General features: G+C 66.9%; 12 protein-coding genes. 6 read left to right on the top strand and 6 right to left on the bottom strand.

Annotated features, from left to right (window positions below; translation table 11 throughout):
* The first annotated feature begins 86 nt into the window (after positions 1–86).
* The 4 genes from IU459_RS15015 to IU459_RS15000 all read left to right on the top strand — a co-directional run bounded on the left by IU459_RS15015 (position 87) and on the right by IU459_RS15000 (position 5,681).
* A complete protein-coding gene (locus IU459_RS15015; RefSeq protein ID WP_228837957.1) occupies positions 87–1,868 on the top strand; it encodes an ABC transporter ATP-binding protein in 1,782 nt (593 codons plus the stop codon).
* A 286-nt stretch (positions 1,869–2,154) separates the two neighbouring features.
* Positions 2,155–3,399, top strand: a complete 1,245-nt coding sequence (locus IU459_RS15010) for a fatty acid desaturase family protein (protein ID WP_228837956.1) — start codon at positions 2,155–2,157, stop codon at positions 3,397–3,399.
* A gap of 105 nt (positions 3,400–3,504) precedes the next feature.
* Positions 3,505–4,941 (top strand): serine hydrolase domain-containing protein, encoded by a 1,437-nt coding sequence (locus tag IU459_RS15005; RefSeq protein WP_228837955.1) that lies wholly within the window; start codon positions 3,505–3,507, stop codon positions 4,939–4,941.
* Between the two features lie 29 nt (positions 4,942–4,970).
* Positions 4,971–5,681 carry a MerR family transcriptional regulator gene (locus IU459_RS15000; RefSeq protein WP_228837954.1) on the top strand — a complete coding sequence of 237 codons (711 nt, stop codon included), beginning with the start codon at positions 4,971–4,973 and terminating at the stop codon, positions 5,679–5,681.
* Between the two features lie 89 nt (positions 5,682–5,770).
* On the opposite strand, the gene IU459_RS14995 is transcribed toward IU459_RS15000, so the two are convergent.
* Positions 5,771–6,202, bottom strand: coding sequence for a MarR family winged helix-turn-helix transcriptional regulator (locus IU459_RS14995; RefSeq protein ID WP_195130143.1), 432 nt, complete (start codon positions 6,200–6,202; stop codon positions 5,771–5,773).
* Between the two features lie 131 nt (positions 6,203–6,333).
* Between IU459_RS14995 and IU459_RS14990 the strand changes: the two genes are divergently transcribed.
* Together IU459_RS14990 and IU459_RS14985 are read left to right on the top strand one after the other, a co-directional pair.
* Positions 6,334–7,422: an alkene reductase gene (locus IU459_RS14990; RefSeq protein ID WP_324198874.1), complete on the top strand. Its 1,089-nt coding sequence runs from the start codon at positions 6,334–6,336 to the stop codon at positions 7,420–7,422.
* A 283-nt stretch (positions 7,423–7,705) separates the two neighbouring features.
* Complete coding sequence (locus IU459_RS14985; RefSeq protein WP_195130141.1) at positions 7,706–8,122, top strand: hypothetical protein; 417 nt, start codon at positions 7,706–7,708, stop codon at positions 8,120–8,122.
* Between the two features lie 58 nt (positions 8,123–8,180).
* On the opposite strand, the gene IU459_RS14980 is transcribed toward IU459_RS14985, so the two are convergent.
* From IU459_RS14980 to IU459_RS14960, 5 genes are read right to left on the bottom strand one after another with little or no spacing between them, the layout of a single operon-like run.
* Complete coding sequence (locus IU459_RS14980; protein WP_195130140.1) at positions 8,181–8,993, bottom strand: carbohydrate ABC transporter permease; 813 nt, start codon at positions 8,991–8,993, stop codon at positions 8,181–8,183.
* Positions 8,983–9,951 (bottom strand): carbohydrate ABC transporter permease, encoded by a 969-nt coding sequence (locus IU459_RS14975; RefSeq protein ID WP_195130139.1) that lies wholly within the window; start codon positions 9,949–9,951, stop codon positions 8,983–8,985. The genes IU459_RS14980 and IU459_RS14975 overlap by 11 nt, the downstream gene beginning before the upstream one ends.
* Positions 9,952–9,955: 4 nt before the next feature.
* On the bottom strand, positions 9,956–10,813 hold the full coding sequence (locus IU459_RS14970) for a metallophosphoesterase (RefSeq protein WP_195130138.1): 858 nt from the start codon (positions 10,811–10,813) through the stop codon (positions 9,956–9,958).
* On the bottom strand, positions 10,810–12,183 hold the full coding sequence (locus tag IU459_RS14965) for an ABC transporter substrate-binding protein (RefSeq protein WP_324198873.1): 1,374 nt from the start codon (positions 12,181–12,183) through the stop codon (positions 10,810–10,812). The genes IU459_RS14970 and IU459_RS14965 overlap by 4 nt, the downstream gene beginning before the upstream one ends.
* A 33-nt stretch (positions 12,184–12,216) precedes the next feature.
* On the bottom strand, positions 12,217–13,350 hold the full coding sequence (locus IU459_RS14960; protein ID WP_195130136.1) for an ABC transporter ATP-binding protein: 1,134 nt from the start codon (positions 13,348–13,350) through the stop codon (positions 12,217–12,219).
* Position 13,351: the final 1 nt, after the last annotated feature.

Raw genomic sequence — 13,351 nt, 5'->3', positions numbered from 1 at the left:
GGCGATATTCGCTGGCGGTAACCCGCCTGGACGCGGGATCATTGCTCACCTGCATCGCTCGTTGATTCGAGACGAGAGGGGGGAGCATGAGTTCACGCGCAACGGCGGTCAAGCTGGTGCTGCGTTTTTATGGCCGGGAAATGGCCTCGCGCAAGGCCACGACGATTCCGGCGCTGCTGGCACCGGCACTCGGCAATATCTGCAACCTGTACATCGCACCGCTGATCGTCGCCATGATGGTCGGCCGGGTCGCGGTGACCGGGGATACGAGTTTCGGGGCCCTGGCTTCCTATATCCTCGCCTTCGGTGGCACCCTGCTGCTCGCGGAAGTGCTGTGGCGCATCGGGATTCACTGTCTGAATCGAGTCGACGCCTACGGTATCGAGCACCTGTACGTGCTCGCCATGGACGAGCTGCTCGCCAAGGACGCGGCGTTCTTCCACAACAACTTCGCCGGTTCGCTGACGAAGCGCTCGCTCAGCTTCGCGGCTCGGTTCGAGCAGTTCGTGGACACCCTGGCCTTCGAGCTCCTGGCGGCACTGGTGCCGCTGATGTTCGCCTCGGTGGTGTTGTGGCGCTACAACCCCATGCTTGTCGTCGTGCTGATCGGGATGATCGTGATGACGGCGCTGGTCATCACGCCCTTGATCCAGCGCCGCCAGAAGCTCGTCGACGACCGGGAGGCCGCCATTGCGCAGGTTTCCGGGCATGTGGCCGACAGCTTGGCCAATATGCAGGTGGTGCGCGCCTTCGCCGCCGAACCGCAGGAGGCGGCCGAGCATCGGCGGCGGGTCGTCTCGTCGCGGCAAAAGTCGTTGCGCTCCTGGGACTACGCGAACCTGCGGATAGATACGCTGGTGGCGCCGCTGCTGGTGCTCACCAACGTGATCGGCCTGCTGATCGCGCTGGGCCTCAGCGGCGGGAATGCGGGGGTGGAGGCCATTGTGGTGGCATTCACCTACTACTTCAACGCCACCGGGATCATGTTCCGGTTCAACCAGATCTACCGGCGGTTGGAGACCGTGCTCACCGAGGCGGCGCAGTTCACCGAACTGCTGCTCGATGAGCCGAAGGTGCTCGATACCGAACATCCGGAACCACCGCGGCCCCAGGGCTTCAGCGTGCGGTTCGAGAACGTGAACTTCACGCACGCGGGTGCGCGGCAGCTGTTCCACGGACTGGATCTGCACGTGCCCAGCGGCGCCAAGGTAGGCCTGGTCGGACGATCCGGTGGTGGCAAGACCACCATCACCCAACTGCTGCTGCGGTTGATGGATATCCAATCCGGAACGATACGCATCGGCGGGCAGGACATCGCCCGGCTGCGGCAGGCGGATCTGCGCAGTCTGATCGCCTACGTGCCCCAGGACCCGGCCATGTTCCACCGGACCCTGAGCGAGAACATCCGGTTCGCGCGCCCGGACGCCACGGACGAGGAGATCCTGCGGGCCGCCGAGGCCGCGCACGTCACCGAGTTCGCGGACGCACTGCCGCAGGGTATGGAAACGCTCATCGGCGAGCGCGGCGTGAAACTGTCCGGCGGCCAGCGCCAGCGGGTCGCACTGGCCCGGGCCATGCTGCGGGACGCGCCCATCCTGCTCCTGGACGAGGCCACCAGCGCTCTCGACTCGGAAAGCGAATTGCTTGTGCAGCAAGCGCTCTGGGAATTGATGGAAGGGCGTACGGCGCTGGTCGTCGCGCACCGGCTGAGCACTGTGGCCGGGATGGACCGGCTGGTGGTGCTAGACCACGGGCGAGTCGTCGAGGATGGGACACACGAAGAGCTGCTATGTGCGCAAGGAACATACGCGCAGCTGTGGCGGCACCAGTCGGGTGGATTCCTCGGCGAGGAAGTGGTCGCCAGTTGATCGGAGTTCGAGTTCGCTCGATCGGATTCCCCGGCGCTCAGCGGACGGCCTGACCGTGCCGTGCGGAGCAGTTGGGCATTCCGCCCGAGGTCGCTCCGCACATCTCCTTCTCCGCGGAGTTCATCAGCGACTCCACCGCGCCCAGCTGCGCGCCGCCGGCTGGCGCACCGGCCGCGGTTAGTGCAGCGCAATGGTCACTCAGATGTATCGTCCGTCGGTACGTCAGTTAGCCTGGCGGTGGTCTCATCGCGACATTCTGTTGTCGAGGTAGGCGAGTCTCCATTTCTTGACTTCCGATAGCCCGCTGTGCTGGGCAGGGCCGTGGGGTAACGGTTCGAGCCCGGAGACCGACAACGACGACAGGATGCGTAGGCAACCCGTGGTAATCGAAAGCAGTACCGGCCGGGTGGTGCCGAAATCCGCCGCCGCAACGAGCGCGCCCGTAGCGTGGGAACACATCGATCCACGCGCACAGCGAGCGGGGCGACTTGCCTCGTCGTCGACCGCACAGACCGGGGGACACGGGCCGGCGCGTGGCAGCGAGTACGCGGTCTTGTTGCGTCGGGTGCGGCAGGCGGGGCTGCTGGATCGGCGGTTGCGCTACTACGCCTGGAAGAGCGCGGTCACCGCGGTGGCGTTCGTTGCCGGGTGGGCGGCGTTCGTCCTCGTCGGCGACTCGTGGTGGCAACTGGGCGTCGCCGCGTTCTTGGCGGTGGTGTTCGCCCAGATCGCGTTCCTCGGTCATGATGCCGGGCACAGACAGATCTTCGGCAGTCGGCGGGCCAACTACCTGTTCGGTGTGATAGCGGGCAATCTCGGTATCGGGCTGAGCATCGGTTGGTGGGTCAGTAACCACAACCGGCACCACGCTCACCCCAACACCGAAGGTGCGGACCCCGACGTAATGGGAGTGCTGGCCCATTCCGGTGATCGGGCGCGGGAGGGCAAGGGTTTCCGGCGGCTGATCTTCCGCTACCAAGGCTGGCTGTTCTTTCCGATGCTGTTCCTCGAGGCAGGCAGTCTGCACTACGCGAGTGTCCGGGCGGTGCTGCGCTGGGCGATACCCAATCGCATCTGGGAGGCCGTCCTGCTAGCCGCGCACGCCGCCGGGTATCTCGCCGCGGTATTCCTGGTCCTGTCGCCCGGCAAAGCGGTGGCCTTCATCGTCGTGCAGCAGGGGCTGTTCGGGTTCTACATGGGCTGCACCTTCGCCCCCAACCACAAGGGGATGGAAGTACTGGCCGAAGGCGAATCGACAGACTTCCTCCGCCGTCAAGTGCTCACCTCTCGTAACGTCCGCGGCGGTTGGCTCGTCGACGCGGCCCTGGGCGGTCTGAATTACCAGATCGAGCACCACCTGTTCCCGTCCATGCCGCGGGCCAACCTGCGCCGAGCGCAGCCGATGGTCGAAGAGTTCTGCCTCGAGCTCCAGGTGCCCTATTGCCAGACCGGCCTCCTCGACTCCTACCGCCAAGCATTGAGCCATCTGCACACCGTCGGCAAACTCGCCCGCCCGCTACCTCTGGGGTGACCGCCAGTCGAGGTAACTGAGTTTCATTTGCGGCCAAGGTGCTCGCCGGTTTCTTTGGTTCCGGGCTTGACCTTGCCCTAGGGGCAAGGTTCGACGATGGTTCGCATGAACAACAACGCACTGCGCACCGTCGAAGCCCAGATCCGCGAGCAGGTCGCCGCCTACTGCGAGTCCGGCAACGTCCCGGGGTTCGTCGCCGGCGTCTACCACGCGGGCGAGCAGATCGTCGTCGCCCACGGCACCGCGAACGTCGCCACCGGCGCACCGATGCTCGAAGACACCGGATTCCTCTTCGGCTCGGTCACCAAGGTCCTGACCACCACGCTGGTCCTCCAGCAGGTCGAGCGCGGCCACCTGGACCTCGACACCCCGGTCGTGAAGTACCTGCCCGAATTCGCCCTGACCGCATCGGGCGCGGCAGACAAGATCCTGGTCCGGCACCTGCTTTCGCACACGAACGGCATCGACGCGGACCTGTTCTTCCCTGACGCCGAGGGTCGCGACGCGCTGAAGACCTACGTCGACGGGCTCGCGAGCAGGTGCGGCACCCTGTTCGAACCCGGCGAGCAGCTCAGCTACTCCAACGGCGGCATGATCCTCGCGGGCCGCCTGCTCGAAGTGGTGACCGGCCTGCCCTTCCACGACCTGCTCGAGCGCGACATCTACGCGCCCGCCGGCATGGCGGACGCCAGCACCTCGGCCGCGCAGGCCATCCTGCGCAGCACCGCTGTCGGCCACTTCCTGAACGTCGAGACCATGGCGGCCGAGCCCACCCGCATGTTCATGCTGCCCGAGACCTGGGGGCCGGCAGGCGGCACGCCGATCGGCACGATCGCCGACCTGCTCGCCTTCGGACGCACCCACCTCGCGGGCGGTGTGTCCCCTTCGGGCACACGCGTCCTCTCTGCCGAGTCGACCGCACTGATGCAGCAGGTCTCGTACGACATGGCCAGCCCGAACGTCCCACCGATGGGCCTGGGTTGGGTGCGGTATCCGTTCGGTGAAACGACCGTCCTCGCCATGTCGGGCGCGTCGCCCGGCGGCGTGTCGATCCTCTGCGTCGTGCCCGAATACGACCTGGTCTTCACCGCTTTCGGCAATACCCCGGGAGCGATCATGCTGCAGGACCAGATCCTGCAGTGGCTCGTGAGCGAGCATCTCGGCGTCGAGATCCCCACTCTCGTCGGCGAATTGGAGCGGGAGGTCGACCTCACCCCATACGTGGGCACCTACCGCTCCGATCAGCTCCGCATCGATGTCAGCATCGTCGATGGTCAGCTCGAGGAGCGGATGACCTACGAACCGGCGGACGAATCGCAGGAGCGGATCTTCACCGAGTTCGCCGGCGGTATGACCGCCGCACCGCCGCAGCGCTACGTGGCGATCCGGCCCGGCCTTTTCGCGCCCGCCGGGTACCCGCTGGAGACGTTCGACGGATACCTGCGACTGCTGCTCGTCTCCTACCACGACGTCCGTGACGGTCGAGCCCGCTTCCGCAACGGCGGCGGCCGCCTGACCCGACGGGCCGACCGTTCCGAGTGACCTGACCGCCGAGTGAAAGGATGTGCAGCATGATCACGATCGGCCGGCTCGCGGACTACGCCGGAGTGACCATCAAAGCCATCCGCCACTATCACGAGCGCGGTCTGCTCGCCGAGCCCGACCGCGACTCGTCCGGCTACCGGCGCTATACCGCCGAACACGCCATCGATCTCGTCAAGATCAGGACCCTGGCCGATGCGGGCGTGCCACTGGCCCGCATCAAGGACCTCCTCGCCGCCGACCCGGACGCGCTCACGGCAGCCATCGCCGAGATCGACCGCGACCTCCGGGACCGCATCGCGCAGCTGCGGCGAACCCGCGACAAACTCGCCCAGCTGCGCGGCGGTGACCGGCTTTTCGTCTCCCAGGAAGTCGCCGACTATCTGGACGACTTGCGCGAACTCGGCGTCAGCGAGCGCCACATCCGCCTGGAACGTGGCGGCTGGATCCTCATGCAGACAGCCTCACCCGAGGACGCCGCCGTGTGGATCGCCGAAAAACGCGAACTTCTCACCGATCCCGAGTTCCGCGCCCTAATTCTCGACCACGACGCCGCCTACGACTGGTCACCGAACGATCCCCGCCTTTCCGCGCTCGCGGCGCGTACTCGGAGCTGGTTCGCCAACCACCACAGCCGATCCGAGACCCGCGCAGTCGCGAACCCGGCTATCGCCCGCTGGCCGCGCAGACTCAGCCCGGAGCTTCATCCCCAGCGTGGGACCGCCTCGCCCAACTCATGAACGGCTAGCGCCCGATCACGGAGGTCCGGCCGGACGCTCCACCCTGCCTGCTTCTCCATGGCGATCTGGACAGCGGTCCTCGGACACCGCTACTGGGGAGCTGTAAGGGCTTTGCGGAGTAGCTCGGTCAGCTGGAGTTGTTCGTCGGGGGTGAGGTTGGCGCCGGCGCGGCGGGGGAAGTCGAAGGATTCTTCGAAGGCGGCGTTGACGGCGTCGCCCTCCGCGGTGCGCTGGATTTGCCGGGAGCGGCGGTCTTCGGGGTTGGTTTGGCGCTGGACCAGTGAGCGGGCCTCCAGGCGCGTGACGATCTGGGTGATGTTGGAGGCGTCGCAGCCGAGTTCCTCGGCGAGTTCGCCCATCCCCCTCGGGGTGCCGACCCTGCCGAGCACGCATGCGTGGGCCATGCTCATCGCGTGTTGCCGGGCTGCGGCCTCGAAGGCGTTGTTGTAGGCGTCCACGAACTCGAACATCACTCGCTCGAGCTCGGTGGATGCGCTCACGGGGCCTGCCGGTACTGCCATGCCGGAAATTCTAGGCTAACTTTGCGGAAGATACTTGATCCGCTAAAGCAATCCTGTCACGATGATGCTTGATTCAATAAAGTATTCGCGCTCGGGCGCCGTGCGCGAATCGGACAAGCAAGGAGTACATGGTGAGCACCCTGTTCGATCCGGTCACGATCGGCGGATTGCAGCTTCCGAACCGACTGGTGATGGCTCCGATGACGCGGAACCGGGCCACCCCCGAGGGCCTCGTCACCGAGCTGGCCGGCGAGTACTACGCCCAGCGGGCGAGCGCGGGTCTGATCATCAGCGAGGGAATCCAGCCCAGCGTCATCGGACAGGGCTACTTCCTGACCCCAGGGCTGCACAACGCCGAGCAGACCGACGCTTGGCGGCAGGTCACCGATGCCGTGCACCGGGCGGGCGGGCGAATCTTCGCCCAAATCAACCACTGTGGCCGCATCGGACACCCGGCACTCTACCCGGACAACGCGCTTCCGCTGGCCCCGTCTGCGGTGGCGTCCGGCGAGCAGCTGTTCACACCCGACGGGATGCTCGACCACCCCACGCCCCGGGAAATGACCACCGAGGACATCGCCGCCACGATCACCGACTTCACCGCCGCCGCGCGCAACGCCATCGCGGCCGGGTTCGACGGTGTCGAACTGCACGGCGCCAACGGCTATCTGCTGCACCAGTTCTTGGCCGACAACACCAACCTGCGCACGGATTCCTACGGCGGATCGGTGGCCAACCGCATCCGGTTCGTCACCGAGGTCGTGGCCGCGGTGTCCGAAGCCATCGGTGCCGACCGCACGGGCATCCGGCTCTCGCCCGGCAACCCGTTCAACCACATCGAAGAGTCCGATCCGGCGCCGCTGTACGTCGAACTGCTGACGAAGCTGGCCGAACAGGACATCGCCTATGTGCACATCGTCGAAGGCGGCGACCGCGAGCTGACCACGAAGCTGCGCGCCGCCTGGCCCGGCTCGCTCATTCTCAACCCGCACCGCACCCCGGACGCGTTCCCCGCGACCGTCGAAGCGGCCGAGGAGGCGCTGGAATCCGGTGTCACGGACGCGGTTTCGCTCGGTGCCCTGTGGCTGGCGAACCCGGATCTCGACGCCAGGATCAAGGTGGGCGGGCCGTACAACACCGCCGACCAGGCCACCTTCTACGGCGGCGACAGCGCCGGGTACACCGACTACCCGACCCTCGACCAGGTCACGTCGGCCTGACATCCGCGATGACCGCTCCGATGCCGGTCCGGGGTTCCTGGCGGCGTCGGGGCGGTCGTGGCGCGCCCGCATCACATCCGCCAGCGCAGCGTGGCACCGCCGGAATACTGAACTCCGACTTCGACTATCTGGAGTCGATGCCGCAGACTGGGTCGGCGAAGGTGCGGGCCGAGCCCGAAACCGGTCAAAGTCGAGAAGTGGGCGGGCAACCCGAATTACGTCGAGATCCGCACACGTAGCGGTGCCCACGAAGCGGCATGTGCTGGGAAAGGAACGACTGGCCGTGACGGTCGAAAAGGGCCCCGAAGACACCCCACCATCCGGCCGGTGGAGGTCGACGATCGACGTCCTCGCCGACAGCCTCGCCACTCACCTCGGCGAGCAGGTGACCGTAGTCGACCCAGGCGAAATGGAGGACGGGTTCTCCTGTCTCGTCCGAGGTCCTGAGCTGTCCAGTCCAACGCTCCAGCTGGCGTGGGAGGGAATACTCGGTATGCATTACAGCGACGGACAGCCGGACATCAGCGTGTCGCTGTTCCTGTACAGCCGAGGCCGCCGCCTCCGGCTCGACGACCAGCCTGGCAGTTATCTGGAGATCGTCTATGAGGGCCCCCTCGACGGCTCCGGAACCTGGCGCGATCTGGGCTGGCTACAGGACGACTTCGGCGAGTTCGAGGCACATGATCGTTACGGCCACTGACCGCCCACTGCGATCAGAGCAGCGCGCGCCGGTCCGACCGTCCGATCGCAGTGGTCGTCTACTTCAACCCCGACCGCACGAACGCGTTGACGATGTGGCGTTGCAGCAGCAGATACATCAGCAACACCGGGAGGCAGGCGAGGCTGGCCACCGCCATCATCGGTCCCCAGTGGTCGCCCTCGGTGCCCATGAAACTGCGCAGGCCCAGTTGGAGCACGCTGTTGGATTGGCGTAGTACGACCGCGGGCCAGAAGTATTCGTTCCAGGCGTTGATGAACAGCAGGATCGCCAGCGCCGCCAGGGCTGGGCGCAGATTCGGCACGACCACGGTCCACAGGATCGACCACGAGGAACGGCCGTCGATCTTCGCCGCCGCCACGAGTTCCTTCGGGAAGCCGGCCATGTGCTGGCGCAGCAGCAGGACCGCGAGCGCCGAGCACAGTGTCGGAAGCACCACGCCGATCAGCGAATTGAGCAGGCCGAGCTTGGTCAGCAGCACGTAGTTGGGCAGCATGGTGACCTGGAACGGAACCAGCCACGTGCCGACGAAGGCCAGGTAGAGCAACCGCTGGAACGGAAAGGTGTACATCGCGAACGCATAGGAGGCCAGCAGCGCGACGAGCAGCTGGCCCGCCGCGGACAACGCGGCGACGAAGAAGGTGTTGCCGATCAGGCCCAGCACGTCGACCTTGTCGGCCGCGTCGCCGTAGTTGGCGAACGAGATCGGCCAGGGTACCGGGGACAGCGAGGTCACGTCCTCGGGCCGCCGCAGCGACGTGGCGAACAGCCAGTAGATCGGAAACGCGCACAATATCGCGGTCGCGGCGAGCAGAACGTGGCTGCCCGCGGTGCGCAGTCGGTCAATCGTCATGGAAGGAAACCTTTTCCGAGACCCACACCAGGACTCCGGCGATCACCCCGAATCCGGCGAACAGCAGCACACCGGCCGCGGCGCTGAGTCCGGCGTCGAAGCTGTGGAACGCGTAGTCCCATAGCAGGTAGTAGATATTGGTGGTCGCCTGTGCCGGGCCACCCTGCGTCATCGAGTCGATCAGCGGGAAAGTCAGAGTCGGACTGAGCAATACCGTGGTGAGCACCAGAAACAGCAGCGTGGGCGACAGCAGCGGCAAGGTGATCCACCGGCGGATCTGACCGGGACTCGCGCCGTCCACCCGGGCGGCCTCGTCGTACTCGCCGTTGATGCCCGCCAGCCCGGCCCAGACCACGAGCACCGCGAAACCGAGCAGCTGCCATCCGGTGATCAGGATGATCACCTCGTGCGCGGTGCTCGCGTCGTAGACCCAGTTGCGATCCGAGCGCAGAACTTGATCGACGAAACCGCTGCCGGGATGCAGCAGCCAGCGCCACACGGCCGCCGCCGCGACGGGCGCGACGAGGAACGGCGCGAAGACGAACGCGTGGTAGACCGTGCGTGCCCGGCCGTGCACCCGCCTGCTGGCCAGCGCGATGAGCAGCGGAAGCAGCACGGTGAACGGCAGCATGCCCGCGATCAGCACCCCGGTGCGGCCGATGGAGTCCCAGAAGGCCGGAAGATCGAGCAGCCGTTGGTAATTGCCGAGGCCGACCGGCTTCATCGGCGCGGTCGGCAGCAGATTCCACGAGTACGTGGACAGCTCGACCGCTTGGACCAGCGGCCGATAGATCCATACGACGAGCAACACCAGCGCGGGCGTCAGATACAGGTACGGCACGGCGAACCGCCCCGCCCGGCGAAACCGGGCGAGGCGGTTCGGCGACGCGACCGAATCGGGGACCTCCGTGATCACGGTGTCACCAGCACGGCCGGCCGGGGATTCGATGACGAACATCGAGTTACCCGGCCTCCGTCGCGAGCGCGGCGAGCTGGTCGAGCACGTCCTGCTCGGGCCGTTCGTAGAGGGTCTCGGCGGGTGTCGCCTCGATAGCGGTGGCCACCAGCGTCGAGCCGAGCAGATCGATGCGGCTGTAGCCGAATCCGATCAACCCCCGATGCCGTCCCACCGGCGCGATCGGATCGATCCGGTAAGCCAGCGCGGGCCCGATCCAGACCGGTATCCCGGCCAGCGCCGCCGCGGCGGTGAGGTGGTTGTGCCCGCAGATGATCAGCCGCACATCGGAATCCGCCAGGACCTCGGCGAGCAGCTCCGGCCGTGCCAACCGCAAGTACTCGGTGGCCGCGATCGGCGAGGGGATCGGCGGGTGGTGCAGCACCAGCAGCGTGCCGTGCCGGGCCCGTTCGCGCAGCTGGTCGGCGAGCCAGTCCAGCTGCCGCTCCTCCAGCCGCCCGTCGTGCCGCCGCGGCGTCGTGCTGTCCAGCGCGATCACCCGCAGTCCCGCCACATCGACGACCTGGTCGAGCGGGGCGTCGGGATCCACCGCGGCGGAATCCATGCCGAGTAGTTCGGTGGCGAAGGCCGCGCGCTCGTCATGGTTGCCCATGACGTAGACCGTCTTCGCGCCGAGCTCCTCGGCTACCGGCTCGACCGCCGAGCGCAGCCGGCGATAGGCCTCGGGCGACCCGGTGTCGGTCAGATCGCCCGAGAGCACCAGCGCGTCGATGCGCTGTCGCGACGCCCGCAGCTGCTGCAACACGTGCGTCAGGTTGGCGTAGGTGTCCACCATGCCGTGGACCCGTTCCCCAGCAGGGCGGATATGGGTGTCGGTGAGCTGGACGATCGTCGCCGCGCTCATGACGCCGGAAGGAGTTCGGCGCCCTCGTCCCTGGCGGCGGTGAGAGTGGACTGCGGGTCCTTACCCTGGAACACGATCGCCTCGACGGCTTCCATCATGCCGTCGCGGATCTGCAGGTAGTTGGTGCCGGGCATGGAGATCCACGGCTCCATGTTCGCCAGCTGGGCGACGTTCGGGGCCAGCAGCGGGTTCTTCTTCGACCACGCCTGCAATCCGTCCGGATCGTCCATCAGGCCGGTGCGCAGCGGCAGGTAGCCGATGCCCTGCGAGATCTTGGTGTAGGCCGGTTCACTGGTGAGGAACTTGATCAGTTCCCACGACGCGCGCTGCTTGGCCGGGTCGTTGGACAGGATGTGCAGCGAGGCGCCGGAATTCGTCGGCACGGTGGGCTTGCCCGCGAAGCTCGGCATCGGCGCCGAGCGCAGATCCCACTTGTCCTTGGCGCCGGTGACGAAGGTGCCCTGGATCGCGCTGGTCTCCAGGATCATGCCGATCTCACCGCGGGCGAACGCCTCGTAGCCCTGCTTCTGGTTGAACTTGGGCATGCCGCCGGAGTTGACCAGCTGCTGGCCCATCGCCGTGACCTCGACCGCGGGCGCGTCGGCGAAAGTGAGCTTCGTGCGGTCCTCGGAGATCACCCGGCCGCCGTTGGAGCGCACCAGCGACTGGAAGCACCAGTCCTTGGCCGTCTTGGTCAAGCAGTCGATGTAGATCCCGCCTTTGCCGGTCTTCCCGGTGATCGCCGCGGCGGCCTCGGCGACCTGCTGCCAGGTGGCCGGGGGCTTCGCGGGGTCGAGACCCGCTTCGGTGAACAGCGAAGCGTTGTAATACAGCACCGGAGTGGAGAACACGAACGGAACGCCGTAGGTGTGGCCGTCCCAGTCGGCCAGCGTCCGGGCCTTCGGCGCGAACGGATGCTCGGCGCCGTCGAAGTTGCGCTGCACCTCCTGCTTGCTGACCAGGGTGTCCAGCGGCTTCGCGCCGAGCTGGTGAATGGTGAAGTCCAGGTCGCTGAAGCCGAGCTGCGCGACGTCCGGCGGCGCGCCGGCCACCATCTGGTTCTGGATGCTGGAGATGGTGTCGCTGGCCGGGTTGGGGCTGTTGCCCTGCGGCTTCTGCGCGGTCACCGTGATGTTCGGGAACTTCGTGCGGAAGTCGGCGATCAGCGAGTTGAAGGTGTCGGTCCAGGCGCCGGCGAGTCCGTAGTTGTAGGACTCGAACACGATCGACACCTGCTGATCCGGCTTCAGCTCCGGGATCAGCGCGGCGTCGGTTTTCGAGTCGGTGGTGGTGCTCCCCAGTCCGCCGCAAGCGCTGAGCGCGACGGTGGTTGCGAACACCAGGCCCAGAATGGGCGCGGTGCGTTTCACGGTGTGTCTCCTCATCGAGTCGGGTGTGCGGGTTCAGGCGACGGCTACGGGTTCGTCCGCGCTGTCGATTCGGGCGTTCTGCCGGGCCTCCCGCCAAGTCAGGCGTAGTCCGGAGGCGGCATCGAAGAGATGGATGTGCGCCGGGTCGACCCGCAGCGCGATGCTGTCGTCGACCACCACGCCCGCGGGCCGGGGCGCGCGGGCGCAGAGGGAGCGATCGCCGGTGGTGAAGTGGATGAGCTCTTCGCTGCCCAGGTTCTCGACCATCGTGACCCGGCCGCGAATGTCGGAGCCGGTGGGATCCAGCCGCAGCTGTTCAGGGCGGATGCCCGCTACCACGTCGATGTCATCTCGGAAATCGACTGTGCTGATGGCCGATTCGGTATCGATTCCGTCGGCGACCACGCGCAGGACGCCGTCACGTTCGGTGACGACGGCGGGGAAGAGGTTCATCGGCGGCGCGCCGAGGAACCCGGCGACGAAGGTCGAACGCGGACGGTCGTAGAGCTCGGTCGGCGTGCCCACCTGCTCCACCCGGCCTTCGTTGAGCAGCGCGATCCGGTCGGCCATGGTCATCGCCTCGACCTGGTCGTGGGTCACGTACAGGAACGTCGCGCGGAGGCGCTGGTGCAGGGCGATCAGTTCGGCGCGGGTCGCGCTGCGCAGCTTGGCGTCCAGGTTGGACAGCGGCTCGTCCATCAGGAACGCGCCGGGATCGCGAACCATGGCGCGCGCCAGCGCCACTCGCTGCCGCTGCCCGCCCGACAGCGCGGCGGGCCTGCGGCGCAGCAGCTCGGTGAGGCCGAGTATTCCGGCCACCTCCGACACCCGCTCGGCGATCTCCGCTCTGCGCGTGCGCCGGGCACGCAGCGGGAACCCGATGTTCTTCGCGACGGTCAGGTGCGGGTAGAGCGCATAGCTCTGGAACACCATGGCCAAGTCCCGCCGCTGCGGCGCCTGGTGGGTGATATCCGTGTCGTCCAGGAGAATTCGGCCGCCGGTCAGGTCCTCCAGGCCGGCGACCATGCGCAGCAGCGTGGATTTGCCGCATCCGCTGGGGCCGAGCAGCACCAAGAACTCGCCGTCGGCGATATCGAGGCTCACCTCGCGCACCGCGTGAGCGGCGCCGAATTGCTTCGACACCGCCTCGATTCGCAGTCGTGCCACA

The sequence above is a fragment of the Nocardia amamiensis genome, assembly GCF_015477605.1.
GTDB lineage: Bacteria > Actinomycetota > Actinomycetes > Mycobacteriales > Mycobacteriaceae > Nocardia > Nocardia amamiensis_A.
The sequence above is the reverse complement of the archived record's forward strand: the minus strand, read 5'-3'. Positions and strand labels throughout refer to the sequence as shown.